The 25283-nt window shown below is 40.7% G+C and carries 24 protein-coding genes; 17 read left to right on the forward strand and 7 right to left on the reverse strand.

The annotated features are described in order from the left end of the window. Window positions 1-36 precede the first annotated feature (36 nt). On the reverse strand, window positions 37-1293 hold the full coding sequence (locus tag CSV79_RS02725; protein WP_099687511.1) for a BaiN/RdsA family NAD(P)/FAD-dependent oxidoreductase: 1257 nt from the start codon (window positions 1291-1293) through the stop codon (window positions 37-39). Between the two features lie 135 nt (window positions 1294-1428). On the opposite strand from CSV79_RS02725, the gene CSV79_RS02730 reads away from it, so the two are divergent. Both CSV79_RS02730 and CSV79_RS02735 read left to right on the forward strand, forming a co-directional pair. Beyond that, window positions 1429-3045 (forward strand): putative polysaccharide biosynthesis protein, encoded by a 1617-nt coding sequence (locus CSV79_RS02730; protein WP_099687512.1) that lies wholly within the window; start codon window positions 1429-1431, stop codon window positions 3043-3045. A gap of 3 nt (window positions 3046-3048) precedes the next feature. Next, the gene (locus tag CSV79_RS02735) at window positions 3049-3780 is read left to right on the forward strand and encodes a pseudouridine synthase (RefSeq protein ID WP_099687513.1); all 732 of its coding nucleotides are present in this window, start codon (window positions 3049-3051) and stop codon (window positions 3778-3780) included. 51 nt (window positions 3781-3831) lie between these two features. On the opposite strand, the gene CSV79_RS02740 is transcribed toward CSV79_RS02735, so the two are convergent. After that, window positions 3832-4053: a DeoR family transcriptional regulator gene (locus CSV79_RS02740; protein ID WP_099687514.1), complete on the reverse strand. Its 222-nt coding sequence runs from the start codon at window positions 4051-4053 to the stop codon at window positions 3832-3834. Window positions 4054-4366: 313 nt separating this feature from the next. On the opposite strand from CSV79_RS02740, the gene dat reads away from it, so the two are divergent. The 4 genes from dat to CSV79_RS02760 all read left to right on the forward strand — a co-directional run bounded on the left by dat (window position 4367) and on the right by CSV79_RS02760 (window position 7935). Beyond that, complete coding sequence (gene dat, locus CSV79_RS02745; RefSeq protein WP_099687515.1) at window positions 4367-5254, forward strand: D-amino-acid transaminase; 888 nt, start codon at window positions 4367-4369, stop codon at window positions 5252-5254. Then, window positions 5238-6197 (forward strand): nuclease-related domain-containing protein, encoded by a 960-nt coding sequence (locus CSV79_RS02750; protein ID WP_099687516.1) that lies wholly within the window; start codon window positions 5238-5240, stop codon window positions 6195-6197. The genes dat and CSV79_RS02750 overlap by 17 nt, the downstream gene beginning before the upstream one ends. Window positions 6198-6231: 34 nt before the next feature. Beyond that, window positions 6232-6879: a tRNA (guanosine(46)-N7)-methyltransferase TrmB gene (trmB, locus tag CSV79_RS02755; RefSeq protein WP_099687517.1), complete on the forward strand. Its 648-nt coding sequence runs from the start codon at window positions 6232-6234 to the stop codon at window positions 6877-6879. Window positions 6880-7089: 210 nt separating this feature from the next. Next, complete coding sequence (locus tag CSV79_RS02760) at window positions 7090-7935, forward strand: YtnP family quorum-quenching lactonase (RefSeq protein ID WP_099687518.1); 846 nt, start codon at window positions 7090-7092, stop codon at window positions 7933-7935. Between the two features lie 123 nt (window positions 7936-8058). Here the strand turns inward: CSV79_RS02760 and CSV79_RS02765 are convergent, their stop codons facing one another. Beyond that, on the reverse strand, window positions 8059-8373 hold the full coding sequence (locus tag CSV79_RS02765) for a hypothetical protein (protein WP_099687519.1): 315 nt from the start codon (window positions 8371-8373) through the stop codon (window positions 8059-8061). A gap of 211 nt (window positions 8374-8584) precedes the next feature. On the opposite strand from CSV79_RS02765, the gene CSV79_RS02770 reads away from it, so the two are divergent. From CSV79_RS02770 to CSV79_RS02810, 9 genes are all read left to right on the forward strand, one after another. Continuing rightward, complete coding sequence (locus CSV79_RS02770) at window positions 8585-9658, forward strand: M42 family metallopeptidase (protein WP_099687520.1); 1074 nt, start codon at window positions 8585-8587, stop codon at window positions 9656-9658. Between the two features lie 27 nt (window positions 9659-9685). Continuing rightward, entirely contained in the window at window positions 9686-10207 is a 522-nt protein-coding gene (locus CSV79_RS02775) for a DUF84 family protein (RefSeq protein WP_099687521.1), read from the forward strand. Window positions 10208-10284: 77 nt separating this feature from the next. Beyond that, entirely contained in the window at window positions 10285-10803 is a 519-nt protein-coding gene (locus tag CSV79_RS02780) for a hypothetical protein (protein WP_099687522.1), read from the forward strand. Between the two features lie 35 nt (window positions 10804-10838). Beyond that, window positions 10839-11654: a DUF1444 family protein gene (locus tag CSV79_RS02785; protein WP_099687523.1), complete on the forward strand. Its 816-nt coding sequence runs from the start codon at window positions 10839-10841 to the stop codon at window positions 11652-11654. Beyond that, a complete protein-coding gene (gene ytpR / locus CSV79_RS02790) occupies window positions 11651-12256 on the forward strand; it encodes a YtpR family tRNA-binding protein (RefSeq protein WP_099687524.1) in 606 nt (201 codons plus the stop codon). Before CSV79_RS02785 ends, ytpR begins: the two co-directional genes overlap by 4 nt. 171 nt (window positions 12257-12427) lie before the next feature. Next, complete coding sequence (locus tag CSV79_RS17355; RefSeq protein ID WP_304442579.1) at window positions 12428-15118, forward strand: DNA translocase FtsK; 2691 nt, start codon at window positions 12428-12430, stop codon at window positions 15116-15118. Window positions 15119-15248: 130 nt separating this feature from the next. Then, a complete protein-coding gene (gene murC, locus CSV79_RS02800) occupies window positions 15249-16562 on the forward strand; it encodes a UDP-N-acetylmuramate--L-alanine ligase (protein WP_099687525.1) in 1314 nt (437 codons plus the stop codon). A gap of 311 nt (window positions 16563-16873) precedes the next feature. Then, window positions 16874-17326 (forward strand): DUF948 domain-containing protein, encoded by a 453-nt coding sequence (locus CSV79_RS02805; RefSeq protein WP_099687526.1) that lies wholly within the window; start codon window positions 16874-16876, stop codon window positions 17324-17326. Between the two features lie 50 nt (window positions 17327-17376). Next, the gene (locus tag CSV79_RS02810; RefSeq protein ID WP_099687527.1) at window positions 17377-18180 is read left to right on the forward strand and encodes a YtxH domain-containing protein; all 804 of its coding nucleotides are present in this window, start codon (window positions 17377-17379) and stop codon (window positions 18178-18180) included. 43 nt (window positions 18181-18223) lie between these two features. On the opposite strand, the gene CSV79_RS02815 is transcribed toward CSV79_RS02810, so the two are convergent. Then, window positions 18224-20350 carry a cell division protein FtsA gene (locus CSV79_RS02815; RefSeq protein WP_369824906.1) on the reverse strand — a complete coding sequence of 709 codons (2127 nt, stop codon included), beginning with the start codon at window positions 20348-20350 and terminating at the stop codon, window positions 18224-18226. A 165-nt stretch (window positions 20351-20515) separates the two neighbouring features. Between CSV79_RS02815 and CSV79_RS02820 the strand changes: the two genes are divergently transcribed. Continuing rightward, entirely contained in the window at window positions 20516-21598 is a 1083-nt protein-coding gene (locus CSV79_RS02820; protein ID WP_099687592.1) for a bifunctional 3-deoxy-7-phosphoheptulonate synthase/chorismate mutase, read from the forward strand. Window positions 21599-21732: 134 nt separating this feature from the next. Next, window positions 21733-22731, forward strand: a complete 999-nt coding sequence (gene ccpA, locus CSV79_RS02825) for a catabolite control protein A (protein WP_099687528.1) — start codon at window positions 21733-21735, stop codon at window positions 22729-22731. Window positions 22732-22775: 44 nt separating this feature from the next. Here ccpA and CSV79_RS02830 read toward each other — a convergent pair whose 3' ends face one another. From CSV79_RS02830 to CSV79_RS02840, 3 genes are read right to left on the reverse strand one after another with little or no spacing between them, the layout of a single operon-like run. Then, entirely contained in the window at window positions 22776-23930 is a 1155-nt protein-coding gene (locus CSV79_RS02830) for an acetoin utilization protein AcuC (protein WP_099687529.1), read from the reverse strand. Continuing rightward, on the reverse strand, window positions 23927-24571 hold the full coding sequence (locus CSV79_RS02835; protein ID WP_099687530.1) for an acetoin utilization AcuB family protein: 645 nt from the start codon (window positions 24569-24571) through the stop codon (window positions 23927-23929). The genes CSV79_RS02830 and CSV79_RS02835 overlap by 4 nt, the downstream gene beginning before the upstream one ends. 15 nt (window positions 24572-24586) lie before the next feature. Continuing rightward, complete coding sequence (locus tag CSV79_RS02840) at window positions 24587-25219, reverse strand: GNAT family N-acetyltransferase (protein WP_099687531.1); 633 nt, start codon at window positions 25217-25219, stop codon at window positions 24587-24589. Window positions 25220-25283: the final 64 nt, after the last annotated feature.

Consider the following 25283-nt stretch of genomic DNA (forward strand, 5'->3'; position numbering starts at 1 on the left):
GATAGTCTCCGGGCGGCTTCTTTTATAGGGGGATACTTATTCGACTAATCCTGCATTCATACCAGCTAACCTACCCGTTACCAGTGCAGAGGTAATATTATAACCACCAGTATAACCGTGGATATCAAGGATTTCTCCGCAGAAGAACAAACCATTCTTTTTACGTGATGCCATCGTTTTTGGCTCGATTTCTTTTACGGATACACCGCCACCTGTAACAAAGGCTTTTTCTATAGGTTGCGTACCCGTGACGTGAACGGGGAATGTCTTAAGTAACTGCGCGAGTCTACGTATCGCTTCACGTGAAATATCCGCACCGATATCAGTCTCGTTAATCTCAGCTTTCTTCAATAAGAACAATAACCAACGTTCAGGAACGAGACCTTTTAATGAAGTCTTTACTTGTTTCTTAGACTCTTCTTTAAGAATCTTCGCTATTGTTTGTGATAGCTGTTCCTCGTGCTGATCAGGTATGGAATCGATTTGCAAAAGCACAGGCTGTTTACCGTTTTTCATTTGCTCTTTGACGACAAATTGACTGCAGCGTAAAATGGCAGGGCCACTAAGACCAAAGTGTGTAAACAGCATGTCCATTTGGTGTGTTACAAGTGTTTTCCCTTTTTTATTGAGTACGGAAACTTTAACATCACGTAAGGCGAGACCTTGTAATTCTTTTGAGACGATAAAAGGTTCGCGCGATAATAACGGTACTTCAGTTGGATAAAGTGTTGTCACGGTATGGCCTGCACGCTCCGCCCAAGGGTAACCGTCTCCTGTACTACCTGTTTGCGGAACTGCTTTGCCACCAACTGCTACGACAACCGCATGTGCACGAAATTCTTCACCATCATCCATTCGAACGCCTAGAATTTTTTCGTCATCCATCAATAACTTTTGTACGCGGCTATCAAGACGTATGTCTACACCGAAAGTGTCCAGTTGGTCGAGTAGTGCATTGACAACATCTTTCGCGTTGTTCGAGATCGGGAACATTCGCCCATGATCTTCTTCTTTTAATGGAACACCTAAGCCTTCGAAATAGTTGATGATATCTTGATTATTGAAGACAGAGAACGGGCCGTAAAGAAATTTACCGTTTCCGGGGATATGTTTAATAATTTCCTCTTGGGAGAGTCGATTCGTAACGTTACAACGACCACCACCAGAGATAGCTAGTTTATTGCCGAGTTTGCGTCCTTTTTCAAGCAATACTACACGCTTGTTTTGTTCGGCTGCTGCAATGGAAGCCATTAAACCAGAAGGGCCTCCACCGATCACGATTACATCATACATGCTAGAACCACGCTTTCATTCGTTTTGCTTTTTATTATACCACCAAGTGGATGATGGATTCAGTTAAAGATTGTGCAAAAGCGTGTCGAGAGGTAAACTATACAAGTATCTCTTAAGAAATGGAAGGAATAAATTATGGCATCGAATTTAATTAAAGGAACAGCCATTTTGACGATTGGTTTGTTTCTATCAAAAGCACTTGGTTTACTTTATGTTATTCCTTTTTATGCGATTGTAGGAGAGAAAAGTGTCGGTCTCTATCAATACGCGTACATACCTTATAATCTAGCATTGGCGGTGGCTGTTTCGGGTGCTCCACTAGCGATTTCGAAATTTGTTTCGAAATATAACGCACTCGGAGATTATGCGACCGGTCGGAAATTGATGAAGTCCGGTATGATCATCATGTCGTTGACTGGTTTCTTATCATTTCTAGCCTTATTTTTCTTAGCGGATCCCATCGCTGGACTCGTCATTAAAGATGATGAGCAAATATTCACTGTACAAGATATCGCTACAGTTATACGTTGGGTCAGCTTCGCCTTGTTAGCTGTTCCGTTACTAAGTATCGGACGAGGCTTTTTACAAGGGTATCAAAAATTTGAACCGACATCCGTTTCTCAATTAATTGAACAGATTGTGCGGATTATCGTAGTACTGGTCGGGGCGTATGTAGTAGTCAATGTACTAGACTTGTCTCCACGAATTGCCGTTCAATTTGCGGTGTTCGCTGCGTTTATCGGAGCACTTGCGGGACTTTGGAGTTTGTATTACTATTGGAAGAAATATCAAGACGAATTTAATTATTTATTATCGAATAGTCCGCCTGCAAGTTCGGTGTCACTACGTCAAATGTATACCGAAGTATTTGCCTATGTATTACCGTTCGTTTTAGTCGGCACGATTAATCCACTTTATCAATTTGTCGATATGGTGACGTTCAATGGCGCGATGAAGTCTATCGGCTTAGCTAGTGTGTCGGATTTATATTTGACGAAGCTGAACTTTTTGACACATAAAGTCGTAATGATTCCCGTGATGGTGGCAACTGGTTTTTCAATGGCACTTATTTCGATTATTACGAAAGACTATACGACGAATAATCAAAAAGGTATTACGCGGTCACTTGATCAGACATATCAAATTATGTTGTTTTTGACTATTCCTATGGTCAGTGGCTTGATCGTTCTAAACAGTGAAATTTATCAATTCTTATATGAATACGATGTAGCGGGAGCAAGTGTGCTTGCATCCTATGCACCCGTTGCTATTTTGTTTGCAATGTTTACGGTAACGGCTGCGATTTTACAAGGGATTGATCATCATAAATGGATCGTCTTCACGTCATTACTTGGCTTATTAATTAAAATGGTCATTAATATTCCGCTTATCACGATGTTTGAGACGAATGGTGCCATCCTAGCTACAGCGATTGGTTATTCAGTAGCGGTGGTGATTAACTTGGTCGTCATTAAGAAGGCGATGAACTATAAGTCTGACATGGTTATTAAACGCTTGTTCCTAATTCTATCTTTCAATGCAGTCATGTTTGTAGGGGTCTGGTTGACGAATAAAGGACTGAATATGCTACATATACCAGTCGGTCGTTGGCAAGCATTACTGTATGTCATGATCGGTGCATTTGTAGGTATGGTTATTTATGGGGTTTTAGCTTTCAAATCAGGATTAGCACAACAATTATTCGGAGATCGTCTAACAAGAATAGCACGACGCTTCGGCTTGGGAGGGTAACAAATGAGACTCGATAAATTATTATCCAATACAGGCTACGGCTCAAGAAAAGAAGTACGTCAGATATTGAAAAAAGGAATGGTCCGCGTGAATGGCTCAGTGGCGAAAGACCCTGCGCTACATGTGGATCCTGAATCAGATACAATATCTTTGTTGGGCGAAGATGTCATCTATAGGGAATTCATCTATTTGATGATGCACAAACCGCCTGGCGTATTATCCGCGACGGAAGATAATCGGGATCGGACAGTAGTGGATTTGCTAGGAAGCGAAGAGAGACATTTTGAGCCATTTCCAGTCGGTCGATTAGATAAGGATACGGAAGGGTTATTGCTTTTGACGAATGACGGCAAACTTGCACATAGTTTATTGTCACCTAAAAAAGAAGTACCGAAAACGTATTTTGCGAAAGTGGCGGGGCGTGTAACGGAAGAAGATACGGAGGCATTCTCTCGTGGTGTTATACTTGATGATGCTTATGAAACGAAGCCGGGTATTTTGAATGTTTTACAGTCCGATGAGATTTCGGAAATCGAACTGACGATTACGGAAGGGAAGTTCCATCAAGTGAAGCGGATGTTCGAAGCAGTAGGAAAGAAAGTCATTTATCTGAAGCGCTTAACGATGGGCCCACTTGTGTTGGACGAGGACCTGAAGTTAGGGGAGTATCGGGAACTTACTGAAAAGGAATTGCAAGCGTTAGTAAAGCTTGACAGTTCCAAGCAAAAAGGCTGATGCAAAAGCGTCAGCCTTTTTACTTTATAAACTCATCTATAGGAAGCATAGTCAGGAAGGTAATTTCACTTTCTTGGAAGTCGTCGTCCATTCACCGCGGACTGAGTTCTCAATCAATTCATTGTACTCTAATACGTTAAGATCACGTTGAGCCGTTCGTGGAGAGATGTTGAATTCCTCCGCTACATCCTCAGTCGTCACCTTACCGTTATCCCGAATGAACAGATAGACATCTTTGATACGAATTAACATGCGATCGGTAGCTGGGTTCATCTAAGAAACCACTCCTTCATCTTCATATTTTGACACCAACATTGCAAAAGAAGACTGCTGGGGTATTCTCTGACATTACCTTTTCTAATTCGCTCCTTATAAATAAGTCATGCCAGAATAGTGAGTTAATTATTCTGACAATAGTAGTATAACTTATTTTTGGATAAATCGCACATATTTCCGCTTTACTCTTAAATGCCTAATGGAAAAATAGTTTTGCTTTATTTTATCGTTTAAACATGTGAAAATAGAAATAGCGGAAACTAGCAGGATGAACTGCTCGATGTTTCATAACAAAAGAGGTGATGGGTGTATGATCTATTTTAAAGATGGACAATTCCTACAAGAACAACAGATGAATCTATCAGTTAACGATCGCGGTTATGCATTTGGCGATGGTGTTTATGAAGTAATAAAAGTGTATGATGGTGTACTCTATACAGCGCAAGAACATTTGGAGCGTTTCCTTGAAAGTGCAAAGAAGATCCGTATGCCTATACCTTATACGATTGAGCAGCTGACAAACATTGTGCAAAAATTATTGGAAGAAAACCAATTGTCAGTCGGTCATATATATCTTCAAGTGACACGTGGTGTTGCACCGCGTGCCCACCAATTTCCTGGGCGTGATGTACCGCCGGTGATGATTGGTTATACAGTAGTTAACCCACGTCCACTTGAATATTTGAAAATGGGTACAGCGATGAAGTCTGTAGAAGATATGCGCTGGCTTCGCTGTGATATTAAAAGTTTAAATTTATTAGGTAATGTATTAGCTAAACAAGAAGCGTTAGAACAAGGTTGTCAAGAAGCCTTATTTGTACGTGATGGTCTGGTTCGTGAAGGTTCTGCTTCCAATGTATTTGGCATTAAGGACGGTATATTACATACGCATCCTGCGAATAATTACATTTTAAATGGTATTACGCGTCGTGTTGTCTTGCAATTAGCTAAACATTTAGCTATTCCAGTAGAAGAAAAAGAATTTACGTTAGCTGAGGCACTCGCGATGGATGAGTTTTTCTTCACATCTACTAATGCCGAAATTACTCCTGTCATAACAATTGATGAAAAGCAGATAGGAGAAGGTGTGCCAGGTCCCCTTACTCGAAAGCTACAAAGTGCATTTGATGAGCAGATTCCTATGTTAGTTGCGGCTGGTAATGCTAAGGAAAGAGAATCAAATGGCCCAGCTAGTTAAGCTAGTCGATTACATTTCTCGATATGAGAACGACTTAACACGATACCCTACACAATTCATCCGTTTGAAACGTTATCAATGGAAGCGTGTAAAAAACCAGTGGGAGCATGGTTTTGATCTTTATGCTGAACAAACAGCAATGGAACCGGAAAACTTAAAAGAAAATAGCAAATGGTATTCTATGTTATTTACTAAATGGCGCAAACCTCGACCGCAAGAAGGTAAGGTACCATCAACTGACGAAGGTGAGAAGTTAGAGGAGGATCTGGGTTTTGAAGCGCCGCTTACTAGAAGAGACACAAGCCTAGAGCAACTTAAAAAATCCTATACCGATCAACTATTTCAGTTCCAATTAAAATGGGCGAGTTCAACGTTGTACGATCGATCGCGCGTGGATGCTAAGTTTTTCTCTGATACACTATTGAAGCAGTTGGTGATTCGTTTACCAGATAGTTTTTTGCTGTTTTATTATCCGATTGTCAAAGTGAATAAAGCGCCTGTTGAATTAGATATTGTTCTTCTTGCACCAACTACATGCTATTGCATCACGGTCCTGGAAGATGAACGGATGGCGGCTTATATTGGAAGTGGCGATCGATTTTGGCTGAAGAGGGTTGGAGAAACTGTGGTGAAGGTGCTAAATCCGACGATTGCACTAAGTCGAATGGAGAAAGTTGTTAATTCCTATTTCAAAGCGGCAAAAGTAGATTTGCCAATTAAAAAGGTGATTATTTCGAGAAATGGCTATATTGATTATTCAGGTATACCATATGAGATTACAACGATTGACAAAAAAAAATATGATGACTGGTTAGCAAAACTTAGCAGTAATCCAAGTCCGATGAAACATACACAATTTAAGGCAGCGCAAGCTATTTTAAATCATACACAAACAATCGCAATGAGTCGGTTATTTGATACGGAAGAGCCGGTAGGCGAATAAAATAATTTAAGGATAAAGAGAGAGTGTACTAATTATGCGTTTACGAAACAAACCATGGGCGAAGGATTTCATGGCAGAACATCCTGACATGTTAATATTGAATCCGGAAGATAAAAAAGGTCAATGGGCAAAAGAATTTGGAAATGAAGCGCCAATCCACATTGAGGTAGGAACAGGTAAAGGTCAATTTATCATTGGAATGGCACTTGCTAACCCATCTGTTAACTATATTGGTATCGAACATTTCGATAATGTCGTAGTCTCTGCTTTAGAGAAAGCAATTGATTCAGATAAGCCAGCTAATCTTCGACTGTTACGTTTTAATGGTGAAGATTTGGCGTCGGTTTTTGCAGATGCAGAGATTGATCGGGTCTATTTGAACTTCTCTGATCCATGGCCCAAATTGCGTCATGAAAAACGTCGGCTGACACATGCAAGATTTTTAGAGAAGTATGAAGGTGTTTTGAAGCCGGGTGGAGAAATTCATTTTAAGACAGATAATCGTTCACTGTTCGAATATTCACTTCGTTCACTTACTGATTATGGCATGAAATTACTATCGGTTTCTTTAGATTTACATGCGAACATGCCTGAAGACAATATTTTAACTGAATATGAAGAAAAGTTCTCAAGCAAAGGACAACCGATTTATCGACTTGAGGCGCAGTATCAAGTGAAGTAAGCACCTTTCCACTGATGAGAGTTTTAGTAGACGTGCTCCTTAGGTAAAACTAAGGAATACGTCTATAAGTCAAATGATTGTAAGCGTTAACAGTCTATGTGTATACTTGCTTTTATACATAACTACCATTGTTTATATGCTTTATCTTTCTAAAACTATTTTTTTGGTGTGTAGGAACATTGAAAACTAGGAATGTCGGGAGGAATTAATTTGGATCAATTAACTTTTCATGGAATGAAATTAACATGGCTTGACGGTGGCGTGAACTATTTGGATGGAGGCACGATGTTCGGTGTTGTACCGAAAGCTTTGTGGTCAAGACGATATGAAGCAGATGAAAACAACTTGATTGAGCTTCGAACGGACCCGATTCTTATTCAATATCAAGACAAAAATGTATTGATTGATTCAGGAATTGGTAAAGGTAAATTAGACGAAAAAAAGAAACGTAACTTAGGTGTTCGTGCAGAAACACGTGTAGAAGAAAGTTTGGAAGAACTAGGCTTAACACCGAAAGATATCGATATCATTTTAATGTCCCATCTACATAACGATCACGCGGCAGGCTTAACACAGTGGGAAGGCGATCAACTAGTTTCTGTATTCCCTAATGCTACGATCTACACATCCAAAGTAGAGTGGGATGAAATGAGAGAGCCGAATATTCGCTCACGCAACACATATTGGACGGAAAACTGGGAGCCTATTCAAGCGCAGGTCAAAACGTTCGAGGATGAACTCGAAATCATGCCTGGCGTGAAAATGATCCATACAGGCGGTCATAGTGACGGACATTGCGTCATTACACTAGATCAAGAGGGCGAGACGTTGATTCATATGGCGGATATTATGCCCACACATGCCCACACGAATCCACTATGGGTGCTTGCATACGACGACTACCCAATGGACTCTATTTTTGCAAAAGAACGCATCATGAAAGAAGCGTTACCAAACAACTACGGCTTTATCTTCTACCACGATGCGGTGTACCGCATGGCGAAATTTAGTGAAGACGGCAAGAAAATCGTAGAAAGTTTAGAGCGGACAAGATAAAAAACGAAGGACACGTCATAGTTGGCGTGTCCTTTTAAGGATAGGGATTTCCAATACTTCATTCTTTTGTAGCAATCTAAAAGGACCCGTCAGTAGCTGACGGGTCCTTGATTGATGTTTGGATTATTGACGAATTAACTCCACGACCGTACCTGTTTTTGAATCTGCTGCAAATTCGTATTGCTCTAATTTACCATCTTTCATACGAGAAACGCCTCCGCGGTAGACGTCCATAGAAATCACATGATTTGTGTACGGTTCTGGCTTCATTACGATCCATGAACCATCTATTGGACCTTCTTCTTTAAACGCGTCTTTTACTTTTTTCAATACGTTGTCCGCAGGTACTTCTTCATTAAATCTGTTAAATGCTTCATTTACTACTATTCCTGCAGCAACCCCGGTTAAAATGCCAGCTAAAAATTCTTTTAATCTCATAGTTAATTGCAGCTCCTTCGCAAAACATTTCTTATAGTGTACCATAGATTAAAAGAGCTTGGCGATTCATATGTCTTTCCTAAATGTCTGTTTCGCGAGGTTCTGCGGTACACTGGGATTGTGGTTATGTAGTTCGGGGGTCTAATTAGTTTTCATCTGTTTGGCATACCGATATAATACAAGAGGACAGTATAAAAAGTGAGGGGTTTGTATGAAAAAAGAAACATTGGATTTATTTCGTACGTTGACAGAACTACCGGGCGCACCTGGGAATGAATATCGCGTGCGGGCTTTTATGCGTGAACAACTAGCGCAGAACTCTGATGAAATCATACAAGATGGTCTGGGCGGAGTGTTTGGTGTACGACGCGGTAAGGAAGACCAACCGAAAATTATGGTTGCAGGTCATATGGATGAAGTTGGCTTTATGGTGACGGGTATTACGGATAACGGTATGCTACGTTTTCAGCCTCTAGGTGGGTGGTGGAATCAAGTCTTGCTTGCACAGCGCGTACAAATCATTGCGGAAAAAGAAACGATACCGGGTGTAATTGGTTCTATACCTCCTCATTTATTGAGTGATGCGGAACGCGCGAAACCAATGGATATTAAAAACATGCTTATTGATGTAGGTGCAGACGATAAGGCAGACGCTGAAAGTTTTGGAATTCGTCCGGGACAGCAGATTTTACCGATTTGTCCATTTACCCCAATGGCGAATGCCAAAAAGATTATGGCGAAAGCATGGGATAATCGCTATGGTTGTGGCTTAGCAATCGAACTCTTACAAGAAGTGAAAAACGACACACTCCCGAATACACTTTATTCAGGTGCAACGGTTATGGAAGAAGTTGGACTACGTGGTGCACAAACGGCGGCCAGAATGATTGATCCAGATCTATTTTTCGCTTTGGATGCTAGCCCTGCAAATGATGCTAGTGGCAATAAACAAGAGTTTGGTCAGTTAGGGAAAGGTGCATTGCTTCGCATCATGGACCGCTCAATGGTCACTCATCGCGGCATGCGTGAATTCATTCTCGATATGGCGGAAACGCATAAGGTACCGTACCAATACTTTGTCTCCCAAGGAGGCACTGATGCGGGCCAAGTACATGTAGCGAATGAAGGGGTACCGAGTGCGGTCATTGGGATTTGTTCACGTTATATCCATACAGCGGCATCGATTATTCATACGGATGATTATGCAGCAGCGAAAGAACTGATTGTTCATTTAGTAAAAGCATGCGATAAAACAACAGTCGAAACGATAAAACAAAATAGCTAATGAACATAGTAGAAAAGAGGATACTGAATGAAATTTGTACTAGGCTCAGAAAATCAGGCAAAACTTCGTGCGGTTATTCGAACGATTGAACGCCATATGGGAAATAGTACGGTTTCTTCAGCAGCTGTTGCCTCGGGTGTCAGTACTCAGCCGATAAATGATGAAGAAACGAGACAGGGCGCGATCAACCGTGCTGTTGCAGCGAGCGCCCTGGAACATACATATGGCATCGGACTTGAAGGTGGTGTCCGTATGATCGAAGAAACGATGTATTTATGTAATTGGGGTGCACTTGCTACACCGGAAGGTCAGATTTTTACAGCAGCAGGTGCGCAAATTCCGCTACCAGAAGAGTTGGCTGATGAGATCCGAAGCGGTAAGGAATTAGGTGATGCAGTCGATCAATACTTCAAAAAGCAAAACATTCGTCTCTCAGAAGGGGCGATGGGTATGCTAACGGCTCAAACGGTTCCTAGAGACGTGTTGTTTGAGCATATTATGCAACTATTGATTGGCCAGTTTCTCTATCATAAAACGTCCCGCAGTTGACGATTGCAATAGCGGTGTCGTGCGATTAGAATAAGACTGATAGAAATTTGTACGGAGTAGAGAAGGGGGGAACCTTTATGTCTCAAAAAGGAAAGGTTTTCTTGCTAGTGTTGCTGGCTGTCGTGCTTGTCGGCTGTAATCAAAAAGTCGAATTTCGCACAGACGATGCTTTCGTAGCAGCGAAAAAAGTATTTGAATCGAATGCGAAAAGCACGAACAATACAGTAGGTGGCATCTCTTTTTATAAGCCGCCTACGATGAAAGTGGACAAGGAATCAACTTCACAAACGATTGTATTAACGAAGAAAAGTGATTCGTTTTATTTAACACTCAATCCGAATGAGAAGAAAAATAGTCGTGTCTATTATGATGAACTACTAACAGACGAACCTGAGCAACTAATCGGCTCGCGAACGTTCACAAAAGATGAAGCGTTTGGTTTTGTCGTCGTTATTCAAAAAAGTGAGAAATTAGTAGAAATAATTGCCGGCGTTGGTGGTGCAAAGATCGCAACTGTGACGGATGAAAAAAACATCACTCGGTATGTGGAGAAAATGATGGAGATCACTCGTTCTGTTCAGCAAGAAAATAAGTAATGGTAGCGGTTAGTAGTAGGGAAGGTGAGAGATAAATGGAAGCAAAAGATGTAGTAGAAGAACTGAAGAAGCGATTACCTGCTGAGAAATTTGAATGGCAATTTGATCGTAAAGCGGACAAGCTACGAATTGTCCATCATACGCTTCATAAAGGCATGGAAATTTCATTGCCGGAAATCGTCTCGAAATTTATGCAGAAAAAAGAGTTGGCTATAGACGAAGTAGTGTATACGATTCAAGAAACATTTCGTGCAATGGAGCGTGAACAAGCACATGGCTTTACTGGTGAAAAGACGATCTATCCTGTCATCCGTTCAACGTCTTTTCCTACTAAAAGTGCAGCTGGTCAGTCGTTTTTAACGAAAGACCATACAGCGGAGACACGGATCTTTTATGCGTTAGATCTTGGGACGACTTATCGTCTGATTGATATGGCTATGCTTCCAGAGCTAGGCATGACTGCAACAGAAATACAGGAAATGGCGATGTTTAAAGTGAAGGCACTGCCGGTTTCTTATAAAAAAGATGTTGTGTCCGATAATACATTTTATTTCATCAATAATAATGATGGATACGATGCAAGTAGATTATTGAATCAGCCATTTATGAAGGAAATGGAACAACGGATTGAAGGACATATGGTTGTATCTGTTCCGCATCAAGATGTGTTGATCATTGGCGATATTCGCAATGATACGGGGTATGATGTAATTGCACAAATCGCAATGCAGTTTTTCACGACTGGTGCAGTACCAGTTACGTCACTGTCGTTTATTTATGAAGATGGTAAGCTAGAACCTATATTTATTATGGCGAAAAATCGATTAGCTAGAAGGGAAAAGAAAAAATGAATCTATTTTATAACTTACAAGGCGTAGGCGACGTATTACTCGCTCAATTAACTACTGAAAAACCTACAGAAATCGTTTGTGAAAGAAAAAATGACGTAGCGGTCCTAACAGAAGAAAAGACTGGAAACATAGTAGCATTCAATTTATTTAACGCATCAAGCTATTTAGCTGTAAGAGCGGAAGGGCAAGTCGATTTGACGGAAGAGCTGGCAGAACAAGTAAAAAGAGCGCTTGAGAAAAATGAAGTAAAAATCAAGCTTGACCTAGACTTCAGTCCGAAATTCGTTGTTGGCTTTGTAGCAGAAAAAGTGAAGCATCCAAATGCTGATAAATTGAATATTTGTCAAGTAGATGTAGGCAGTGAGACATTGCAAATCGTTTGTGGCGCGGCGAACGTGGAAGCGGGACAAAAAGTTGTTGTAGCAAAAGTTGGTGCTGTTATGCCTTCGGGTATGGTCATTCGTGATGCAGAATTACGTGGTGTAGCTTCATCAGGTATGATTTGTTCAGCTAAAGAACTTGAATTGAAAGATGCGCCAGATGCAAAAGGCATTCTTGTTCTTGAAAATCAACGTGTAGCTGGAGAACCATTCACAGGATAAGAATTAGTAGCTTTTGTGCGAGGCTTCGTCTAGCTCGTAACAAAAGCTTTTTATTTTGTACATACTATTTGTGAGTAACTATCTATTTATTCCCTAACTACATAGATCTGTTTGATTTTCGCATAGGAAACCTGTTAAAATAGAATGATTGACATGAAAAGAGTGATTTATTTGAGCTGGTTACGAGATATGAAAAGACGCCTTCAGCAATTAGAAGAAGGAAATAAACTATTACATGAACTATTTGACAAACCTAATACTAAAATCAAAGAAGAAAATAGACCTACAAACTTTCAATTCCCGATTGTATCTGACCATGAGATTTATGGTTGGGAACCGCAAAAAGATCTGGATGAACCGATAAGCGATGAACAATTAACCTCAATAGTAGACAACCAAGAAAGAGAAGAACGACATGTGACAGAGGACGACTATGAAATCGTTCCACTTCAACAAAACGAGCGTTGGCCGGGTAGATATGAAAAGGTAGCTAACGTTTATCGGGCAGACTCTATACATGAGTCTTCATTACCTATTCCATCATTTTCTGAAAGCAGGGTTAAACCACAACGAGAGATGAATTCACAGAGCGAACTCAAACCTAAACGTGAATTAAAGTCAATTAGAGAATTACAGTCTCAAAGAGAACTATCCTCTCGTAAGCAAATAGAACCGCAACCAGAAACTGTGAAAACAGAGCGCCCGAAGAAAATGAGAAGACCATTCTCTCCAACGTCTGTGCCTTCACCTGTATATGGTTTAAAGAAAACTTCGCCAATAGGTGCTGCTATTGAAGAGATTCAGTTGAAAAAAGAATCAGAGATTACTATCGAGCCAGAACCATTTAACGAATTCGCGGTAAAGGCTATTAAAAACAGAGAAAAAACACCGCTGTTCGCTAGTTCAACTGAAAAGCGCGAGTCGGTAGACGAAACAGAGCATGTCTATGAAAAACCTGTGGACGTTATTGAACAGCCAATAGAAGAACGGCAAGAGTCAGTGACTGATATAGTAGAAACAGAACAACAACAAGTCGATCAACTAATTTTTGAGCACTTAGAGGAAGCAGGGCAGCAAGTAAGAGAAGAAAAGTCGCAAGAAGTGGAAATAGAAGAAGATGAAGTAATCGATCAAGAACTACAAGAAGTAATGGTAGAAGTACCAGAACTAGAATTAGACATGGATGATCACGTACAAACAGAAACAGAAACAGAAGAACTATCTGAGGAACAACCAGAGCAAAAAAGGAAAGAGAAAATTGTTCCATTCAACGTTATGATGCTTTCTTCAGATAAAGAGAAATTGGCTATGAAAAATAAATCAGTAGTTGAACAACAAGTTGTTAAACCAGAGATTATAGAGAATAGACCACCAGTTGCTAAACCTCCTATTAATCAATTACACAATGTAGAAGAAGTGCAGAATGAATTTGCAGAGGAAGAACCACCTACTTACTACGGCTTTCCGTCCATAAGTTATCTAGCACCACCTGAAGAAGAAGTGACAGATACGGAGTGGCTTGAAACACAGTCCGCAAAGTTGGAAGAAGCATTATCTCACTTTGCTATTCATGCAACCGTCGAAAACGCTGTACAAGGACCTGCAGTTACAATGTTTGAACTGACTGTTGAACAAGGCGTGAAAGTAAGTAAAATTCGAAATTTGACAGATGATTTGAAACTTGCTTTAGCAGCACGAGACATTCGAATTCAAGCCCCTATTCCTGGGACAAGTATGATTGGTATTGAAATTCCGAATCGTCAAACAAGAGCGGTACGAATTTCTGAAGTGATAGATAGCCATTCGTTCAAAAATTCGGAATCGCCTCTTGAGGCCGTTCTAGGTTTAAGTTTAACAGGCGAGCCGCAAACGATTGATTTGCGAAAAATGCCTCATGGAATGATTGCAGGCGCCACTGGTTCTGGTAAATCTGTGTGCATTAACTCATTATTGATCAGTTTATTGTATAAAGCTTCATATCATGATTTAAAGCTATTATTAATTGATCCAAAGATGGTGGAGCTTGCTCCTTACAATGGTATTCCACATTTATTGAGTCCGGTGATTACAGACGTCAAAGCTGCGACGGCTGCATTAAAATGGGCGGTTCAGGAAATGGAGCGCAGATATGAGTTATTCGCACATTCAGGTGTACGTAATATCGAACGTTACAATGAAATGGTCATGGAGTCCCGTCGTTTCTCTTTAAAGATGCCTTATATATTAGTAGTCATTGATGAATTGGCTGATTTGATGATGATGGCGCCAGCTGATGTAGAGGTTTCGATTAGTCGAATTACGCAAAAAGCAAGAGCATGTGGAATTCACTTAATCATTGCGACTCAAAGACCTTCTGTGGACGTTATTACAGGAACAATTAAAGCAAATATTCCGACGCGTATTGCATTCGCAGTATCTTCTCAAGTGGATTCAAGAACAATTTTGGATTCCGTAGGTGCCGATCGTTTGCTAGGTAAAGGGGATATGCTGTATTTAGGTAACGGTCAATCCGCGCCAGTGCGTCTACAGGGGACATTTGTCACGGATGATGAAATCGAGCGTATAATAGAACATGTTCGCAATGAAGCGGATCCGGATTATCTATTTGGTCAAGACGATTTATTGGCAGCAGCTGTGCAAGAAGAGGAAACTGATCCATTATTCCAGCAAGCTTGTAGCTTTATCATCGAACAGGGGAGTGCGTCGACGTCCGCATTGCAACGACAATTTAGTATTGGCTATAATCGCGCCGCTAAATTAATTGACCGTATGGAAGCGAACCAGTTTATTTCTGAACAACGAGGAAGTAGACCAAGGGACGTCTATTTAACTGAGCAAACTTTTGAGAATTTTATGAAATAAACAATCACAAGTTTGCACCTAATATATCCCTTTCAGACATGCTATACTATGACAAGATATCATCTTCTGACGTAGTCTTCGTCAACTGAAGAGAAAAAGAGGGATGAAAGAATTCCCGGGAGGTTTCAATATGACATTGTTTCACTTTACAGGCATAAAAGGATCGGGAATGAGTTCTCTTGCCCAGCTGCTTCATGATTCTGCTTATACAATTCAAGGTTCTGACGTGGAGAAGTACTTTTTCACAGAAGATCCTTTACATGAAAGAAATATAACTGTACTTCCATTTAATGAAGATAATATCCAGCAGGGCATGAAAGTCATTGCAGGAAATGCTTTCAAAGACGATCATCCTGAATTGAAAAGAGCGGAAGAATTAGGTTTAGAAGTGACGCGCTATCATGATTTCCTAGGCTCATATATGGAACAATTCACATCTGTCGGTGTAACAGGTACCCATGGTAAGACATCTACAACAGGCTTGCTGTCGCATGTGCTAGGCGGTTTTGCACCGACATCTTATTTAATTGGAGATGGCACAGGTAAAGGTGTAGAGGACACGGAGTACTTTGTTTTTGAAGCATGTGAATACAAACGTCACTTTTTGGCATACCATCCAGACTATGCAATTATGACGAATATTGATTTTGATCATCCAGATTATTTTACAAGTTTGGACGATATTTTGGATGCCTTCGAACAAATGGCCAATCAAGTAAAGAAAGCATTGATTGCTTGCGGTGATGATGAAAATCTTCAGCGTTTACAAAGTCGAGTACCAATCGTTTATTACGGACTTGATTCATCCAATGACTTTTATGCAACTAACATAGAAAAAAATCGTGTAGGATGCTCATTTGACGTGTTTATCCGCAATGAATTCTATTACCGCTTCACTATTCCATTGACAGGTGATCACGCAATTAAGAATGCGCTAGGTGTTATTACGCTATGCCATTATGAAAATGTGCCAGCAACAATTGTTAATGAACGTTTTGCTACATTTTCAGGCGTGAAAAGACGTTTTTCAGTATCGGAATTTGAAGGCAGAGTCATCGTGGATGATTATGCACATCACCCAACTGAAATCCGCGCCACAATGGATTCAGCACGTCAAAAATATCCAGACCGTGAAGTAATTGCGATATTCCAGCCGCACACATTCACACGCACTGCAGCTCTTTTAGAACAATTTGCAGACAGTCTGGCTGAAGCGGATCAAGTTTACCTTTGCGATATCTTTGGCTCAGCGAGAGAACAAGAAGGGAATTTAACGATAGTGGATCTAATCAATAAAGTACCTAATTCCCGCTATTTGAAAATGGATGATATGTCTGATTTAGCAAGTCATCAAAACGCAGTCTTATTATTTATGGGCGCGGGAGATATCCAACAATATTTAAAACAATTCAAGTCAACTATCACAAACGAAGAAACAGCCTAACCCTTTTAAGGGAAGGCTGTTTTTTTCCTTATAGACTAAAGAGTGGGGAGGTGGAAAGATGCCGTTTTGCTACGTTCCAGGTGGAAGCGATAGGAGTACATCTTTGTCGTAAATCCCGGAACTTTAATTAATTATTCCTCTTATATTATCACTTTCCACTCCCACTCTTTTCGTATTAAAAAGAAACAATTGGAATTTGTAAAAGGAAATCGCCTAGTTATGTCGAACAGGAAGTAGTGGGACGAAAAGTTTAGAAACTTCGCAAGAGGGGTAAAGTTTTCGTAAGAATATGCTCTAGGAGGACGTCATCAGTGGTCAATTTACTTTATATCGCAGCAGTTGTAGCTGCGATAGCATTTCTTATCCTTTGTATCAGTCTCGCCATGACGCTCGGGTCTTTAAAGACCAGTCTACAAAGCGTCACCCATACGGTAGACGACTTAACAAAGCAATTGGAAGGAGTTACTACAGAAAGTACACAGCTCCTTCACAAAACAAATCAACTAGCAGAAGACTTGCAAAGCAAGGTTGAAAAGTTGAACACTGTAGTGGACGCGGTAAAAGGAGTAGGCGATTCAGTGAATAACTTAAATCAGTCAGTTCATCGAATCTCTAATTCTGTTTCCGCGCAAGCTGAACAAAACAGTGATAAAATTGCGCAAGTGTTACAATGGGGGACTGTAGCAGTTGGTCTTTACGACCAGGTGAAAGAACGTCAACCTGAAAAGTCCGGCGGCTGGACAGTGTATAAAGCGCGCTCCTAGCACGATCCTTAGTAGCATACAAAACATTCAATTTACAGGAGGAAGAAAACATGACAGAAAACAAACCGAACTATAGTGAAAACCAAGAAACGTACGCAAATACTTACGGGCAATCTCAATATCCAGCAACCTATAATTATCGTTCAACAAACGACCTTTATGATGAGGATAATAGTGGCGCAAGTAGTTTCATTGCCGGTGCAATTGTAGGTGGAATTATCGGAGCAGCGACAGCATTGTTCCTAGCGCCGAAAACAGGCCGTGAAATGCGTGAAGATTTTACATCTCAGGCATCACAGTTAAAAGATAAGAGTATTGAACTCAGCTCAACGGCAAAAGACAAAGCAGTGGAATTATCGGGTACGGCAAAAGAAAAGGCAGTAGAATTATCTAGTACTGCAAAAGATAAAGCTGTAGAACTATCAAGCGCAGCAAAAGATAAAACTGCAGGTCTTACAGATACTGCAAAAGAAAAGACAGCTGCATTCACAGCAGCTGCAAAAGACAAAACGACTGAGCTTTCTCAAACAATCCAGGAGCAATCAGGACAATTGGTTGATAAAGTGAAATCAGCTACATCTAAAGCAAATATTCCAATGGACGATGGTACGGTATCGTCTGAAGGGGAAGAGGCAACTGATTATAAGAGCGTTATAGAAAACAACGAAGAATCAGGAGAGCTTTCTAAAGAAAATGAAACAACGGCTAAGAAAGAAGTTAAACCTGCTAAAGTAGAAGAGTCGGTTGGTAAGAAAGATGCTAAGGTGGTTGAAGCAACAACCAAAAATGATTTGAAAGCACCTAAAGCAAACAGATCTTCAGCTAAAAATGAAGACAAAGCAATTTCAAAATAATGAAAAGACCTTCCGATATGGAAGGTCTTTTTCGTTGTTTTATTTATTCAAAACTGATTTCTATTTTATCCCCGCCGAAAATAGGTTCCGTAAAACGAATGGATTCTCCGTTTCGCACTATACGATAAGCTGAAGCGGAGTTGGTGGGCAATGAGAAGTCTGTAAATGCAAAGATATCGCTAAAGATGATGGGGGCATTTGAAACAGATGTAAATTCTACTTGATCAGTTGGATAAACCCGGTAATCGGGATTAGCGAGTTGTCCATTTACATAAACCACCGTACGTTTTTTCTTAACAGTGACGGGTTGGCTATTGAGAGTTATCTCTGCACGAACTTCTAAGGTAATGTCTAGCTCATCTGCAATCTCTTGTAAGGTAGCTGCAAGAGGATGACGTGTCTCAATATAATCTCCATTTTGTATTATGTAATCACCTAATATTTCTTTATCATTAACTAGATACACGGTAGAACGGGACTTCAGTAGATGTTTTTGTCCATTATACATCACAGAAAGCAGATCGGGTGCATTTTTCTTTATGACTAAAGCTAATAGGTTAGAAGTTTTTATTGTCAATTCATCGCGATCAGCTAACGTGGTATCTAAAGATGCTACGCGCCCGTTTACTAAGATTTCATCGGTAACTTGCATAGGCGATCCATCCAATTGGAAATGGATAGAAGTAGGCTCTTGTACTAAATCCCTGACCGTCGCTACTGCATCTTTGCCGTCTTTACCGAACTGTAGTTTAATCACATCCTGATGTTGAATCAAATCTTTCGTACTCGCTTCTTGTCCATTCAATAAAATCGTTGTAGATGATCCGTGCTCACCGATTCGTGTAATCCATTCCCCATTGACTTTCACTGTCAACGCAAGGCCTGGCTTGCCATATAATTTACGAGCGGATACATTGGCGGCAAGCAACGCATCCCCGACCGTCATTTCTTTTAATTCAAATAGCCGTATCGTCTTGTCATTCACTGTAAGGGATATATAGTGAATAGGAGCCCTGTGAGCAGCAATCGCAATTCCAATCGGTGTAACAAGCGCTGGAGAAGATTTAATGTTATCCGCAAGCGTAACGCCAGATAATGCATCCAAACTTCGAATCGCAACTCTATTGTTAGGTAATTCTAGTTCGGTGCTCAATTCTTTAGATAATGTCGGTGTCAAACTACCGCCACCTACAATCATCACAGCTTGCGGAGAACCGTCGTTGTTCAAACGTTTAATCTCTTGTGCGATAGAGCTAGCTAGCCGTTTAACGGTGGGACTTATCACATCTACCACTTCTGCAGCGGGAATTTGTTGTTCGAATCCTAAAATATCTTGAATCGTCAACAACTCTTGTGTTGAAGTTTGACGTTTCAGTTGTTCGGCTAAAGGGAAGTCGAGCAAGTAATGGCTACTTAATGTTTCGGTAATTTCATCTCCTGCAACAGGCACCATACCATATGCCGTCACGGTATTTTCATTGACGATAGCAATATCGGAAGTACCCGCTCCTATATCGACTAAGGCAATATTTAATCTTCTCATAGAAGGCGGGACGAGCACATTGATCGCCGCAATTGGTTCAAGTGTTAAAGCTTCCATTTCCAGATCAGCACGTTTAAGAGCAGTCAGTAATGATTCTACGACCACGCGTGGCAAGAAAGTTGCGATGACTTCCACGGTCGCTTGATTTCCCGTCTGATCAATCAAACTACCAATCTTTTCATTATTTAATTTGTAATATAATACGGAATAACCAACGCAATAATAGTGATCATCCTCTTTCAACTCATTTGAAGAGAGCAAGGTTTGCTGAGCATTCTGAACAGCCGAGAGTTCCAAACGATTAATATCTTCAGTAGAAATTAATGTTCGTTCGGAAATATCAACAGTGATAGTACCCATCGCTGTTTTCAATGAACGCCCCGCTGCGGCAACGCTGACTCGATTGAACTTGCCATGATACTGTTCTAATTGCTGTTTTATGTCTATAATAACTGATGCCACGCTTAAAATATTATGTATTTGTCCATCAATCATGGATCGTTCTTTATGTTCTTTTGAAAGTAGATCAACAATATGAAATGAATCATCTTGTTGTTCGAGCACGATACCAACAACGGAGCATGTTCCAATGTCTAGTGCAAATAATTTTTTCCCCAGAAATTCCAACCTCTTTTCAACCTGTATTCTATGTGAAAATAGTGAAAATGTATTAATTCGGTGAAATTGCGTGACTTTTCAAAGATAAGTCATTATACTTGGTTTAGTATATAAAAATGTACCATAGATTCCAGCGTTAGAAAAGGATGATATGTGCGGGGAGGAGACAGAATGATGAGACAGCAAGATCTAGGAGAGTTAAGAGGACGCATTGATGAATTGAATATTGATATTCTAAAATTGATCAATGAGCGTACAAGTATTGTTCAAGAAATTGGTAACGTAAAAGAAAAGCAAGGTGTAAATAGATATGATCCAATCCGCGAACGGGAGATGCTGAATGTCTTAAAGAACGCTAACAACGGTCCTTTACCAGACGGTATCTTGGAACAAGTTTTTAAATCTATTTTTATGTCTGCACTTGAAGTACAACAGGACAAGCAAAAGAATGCGCTGCTCGTATCCCGTACGAAAAAAGCGGAAGATACAATCGTAGACGTGAACGGTCAGAAAATTGGGGGCGGAGAACCAACTTTCATTTTCGGACCTTGTGCAGTAGAATCTTACGAGCAAGTATTGGCAGTCGCGAAATCTATCAAAGCAAAAGGTTTAACGATGATCCGCGGAGGGGCTTACAAGCCGCGTACATCACCATATGACTTCCAAGGCTTAGGTCTTGAAGGATTAAAAATTCTAAAACGTGTTGCGGATGAAACTGGACTTTCCATCGTCACTGAAATCATTACACCTACGCACTTGGAGGAAGCGCTCGAGTATATCGATGTCATCCAAATTGGTGCACGTAATATGCAGAACTTTGAATTGCTGAAAGAAGTAGGAATGGTTAATAAGCCGGTTCTTCTAAAGCGTGGAATGTCTGCTACGATTTCTGAGTTCGTTAACGCAGCTGAATATATTATTTCTAAAGGAAATACAGAAATTATGTTATGTGAGCGCGGTATTCGTACGTATGAACCAGCTACACGAAATACACTCGACATCTCTGCTGTTCCAATCCTGAAGCAAGAAACTCACTTGCCGGTATTTGTAGATGTAACTCACTCTACGGGCCGTAAAGACTTGTTGCTTCCAACAGCAAAAGCTGCAATTGCAGTAGGAGCCGACGGCGTTATGGCAGAAGTTCATCCGGATCCAGCAGTAGCATTATCGGATTCAGCACAACAAATGGACATACCGCAGTTTGATACATTCTACGAAGAGATGAAACACTTCATGAAAACACACCAAACGATCTAACATGTCAGCACCGATCCTTTAAAATAGGGGATCGGTGCTTTCTACATAAACAGAAATATTTTCAATACAGAAAAAATGCTATAGATCGGGAAAACACGGTATACTAGTAATGAAGAAGGATAGGAGGAACAAATATGGCCATCACCATTTACGATGTAGCAAGAGAAGCAAACGTATCTATGGCAACGGTTTCGCGTGTAGTGAATGGCAATCAGAATGTTAAGCCTGCTACTCGCAAAAAGGTATTGGATTGTATCGAAAGATTAGGATATAGACCGAACGCAGTTGCTCGAGGGTTAGCTAGTAAACGGACAACGACCATTGGCGTCATCGTTCCGGATATGTCAAAAAGTTATTATGCTGAGCTTTCTAGAGGGATTGCAGACGTGGCGACGATGTATGAGTACAATATTATCATCTCTAATTCCGACAAGAGTGCATCCCGAGAAGTAGAGTTATTCGAAGATCATTTGGGCAAACAAGTGGATGGTTTAATTTTCATGAGTGATTCTATTTCGCCAGAAGTACGAACAGAAATGAAAACAGCAAATGTTCCAATAGTCTTGGCAGGGACATTGGATTTTGAAACGAATTTACCGTCAGTCAATATCGACCATGAACAAGCGGCCTATGATGTAGTGAAAAAGCTGATAGACAATGGCCATAAGCGAATCGCATTTGTTTCAGGCCCTTTCACACGAGATATTAATCGTGTGTGTAAGCGTGTGGGGTATGTACGTGCGCTAGAAGAGGCTGGTCTAGTGATTGATGAAGAGTTAATCGTGGAGACGGATAACACCTATGATGAAGCCTATGAGAGTTGGAATATCTTAGGGAAACTATCGGATCGACCGACAGCAGTAATGGCGAGTAGTGATGAGATTGCTGTGGGAATTATGAATGGGGTTCGAGATGTAGATCTTCGCATTCCAGAAGACTTGGAAATCATCTGTTTCCAGCACTCTAATCTCGCGCGAATCGTTCGCCCGCAGTTATCTGCCATTGTTGTTCCGCTTTACGATCTAGGTGCCGTGTCGATGCGTTTATTGACAAAGCTTATGAGTGAAGAAGAGGTAGAAGAAACAGAAGTTGTCCTACCATATCATTTAGAAGAACGCCAATCAGTAAGATGAAAAAAGCAACTTATCGTTTGATAAGTTGCTTTTTTGAATACGGATTATCCTTTACGAATGACGTGTAGCGCTCTAGTTAACATTTGTTCATTCTTTTCCTCAATGTCTTTTTTTCGTGGCACAGGCTCGTACAAGTTAGGTGGGTCTTGCCATGTTTCGATAAGAGGGAAGGGAGATTCAGTTTGCCACTTCTTCACCCAAGCCTCTGGTAGGGGACCGGCTGGTGTCGGGATAGATTTCATCGTCAACCATAGATGAGACCATGCTCGCGGTACGACGCGCCAAATATCATACCCTCCACCACCAATGGCGATCCAACGACCATCGCAGTATTCCTCTGCAATTTCCTTCGCAAGTTTAGGGATCTCCTCATAAATCTTCATTGTGCTATATAGATGCGTTAGTGGATCGAAATAATGTGCATCGGCACCGTTTTGTGTCAGGATGACGTCTGGCTTAAAGTATTCTGCTACTTCTCGCAAAGCGGTACGATAGATGTGTAAAAACGAATCATCTTCTGTAAATGCATCGACAGGGAAGTTAAAAGAAGTACCATAGCCTTTGCCGTTCCCGCGTTCAGTTACATTGCCCGTTCCAGGGAATAGGTAGCGGCCAGTTTCATGTATTGAAAACGTGCAAACGTCTGGATCATCGTAAAATGTCCACTGTACACCATCTCCGTGATGCGCATCTGTATCTACATAGAGTACACGCGCACCATATTTCTTCTGTAAATATTTAATTGCAACGGAACTATCATTATAAATACAAAAACCTGAAGCTTTTCCTTGGAAACCGTGATGCAGCCCTCCACCAAGATTTAAGGCGTACCGTGAGCGGCCTTCCATCACTTCCTCGATAGCAGAAAGTGTACCGCCAACGAGCAATGCGCTTGCATCGTGCATGCCAGTAAAAAATGGCGTGTCTTCTGTACCAATCCCATAAATGCTACCGATACTTTCACTTACTTCACCGTTGCTTGCCTTTTTTACAATTTCAATATATTTCGCATCATGTGCGAGGAGCAGTTCCTCATCAGTTGCAGTTCTAGGCTCAACGATGTCATCAGGATCAATAGAATGCATTTCTTTCAATAAATCCATGGTTAAAATTATTCGCTTTTGATTGAAAGGGTGCGTCTCTGAAAATTCATAATTTAACTGCTCGGGTGAGAAGATAAAACTCGCTGTTTTTTTCATAAGTCCATCTCCAGTTCACCTGGCCAAAGTACGTCAAACCCTTCCGCTTTCAAATCCGTGATGATCGCAAGGGGATTCATCCGTTTGATGCGGACGGCTAGAATTTTACAGTCTTCATCATCTTGATAAGGATGAACTAAGACACTTAGTACATTGGTATTATGTTTATTGAATACTTTTGTCACTTCATAAAGAACACCGGCTTGATTCGGCACGCGGATTTGTATATGTGAACTCGGCTGGTTCGCCCCAGTCAATTCAATGTAATTATATAGTAAATCCGTTTTTGTCAGAATTCCAACGAGTTGATAATTAGAAACGATAGGTAAACAACCAATTTCGTACGTGTAGAATAACAAAGCAGCTTCTTCTGCGAAGTCTCTTGGGTGTCCAATTAAAAGATCGGTTTTCATAATCTTATCAAGCGTTGTTTCGTATAGTGAAGGTTCCGATGTCTCGGAAATACTGGAAGGGGAAGCCTCTTTCACATCACGATCAGTTACTAATCCTATTAAACGGTCATTTTCAATAATCGGTATATGTCTAATTCTTTTCTGCTTCATCATTTGAACAGCGTCAGCAATTGTGTGCGTGGAATTCAATGTAATCACGTCTGTTTTCATAATGTCCTGTACGAGCATGATCATTCCTCACTTTCAGTAGTTAACACGATTTTTGAATCGGACACGATAAAATTGCTCAATAGAGGCTTGATCAACACGTAATCCGATTCGCGCCATTAAACAATTTGCGGGGTGGGAGCATACTTCGGGATCGTCAGTTGAGAAAAACTCCATTCCTCCTGCGCGCATCATTTTTTCCATTACTTTACGATAATCCCAGACGGTTAAGCCGGTTCCTTTTAAATCCCAGTGCCAGTAATACTCCGTCGTTATGATAATATAATCTTCCATCGCATCATCCAACATCGAAAATTTTAGCAATGATTTACCAATCTGAGCGCCTCGGTAAGAAGCGGCTACTTCAATAGCACCTAATTCTATCAAGTTAGGCAATTCCGCTTCATACCAACGCTCCAGCGGATCAGGATACAGATAGGTTACGTAGCCAACGATTAAATTCCCAATTCTTGCAATATTAATTCGACCTTCTGGAAATGAAGCGATTTTCACCAATGCTTCTTGCTGCTGTTTAGGTGGACGAAATGCTTTAAGTCCTTCATGGAAATCGAACGCGGCTAGCTGTTCGGATGAAATAGGGCCTTCAATGATCAACTCTCCTTCATCATGCGGATAGGTTCTTGAAAAATAGGTTTTTTTATGATCCACGCAGCTCACTCCTTCCTTTTAGCTTTACCTTTAAAGTAGGTAAGTAATTGCTGTTAGTCTGGTT

The sequence above is a fragment of the Sporosarcina sp. P13 genome (assembly GCF_002743055.1).
Classification (GTDB): Bacteria; Bacillota; Bacilli; order Bacillales_A; family Planococcaceae; genus Sporosarcina.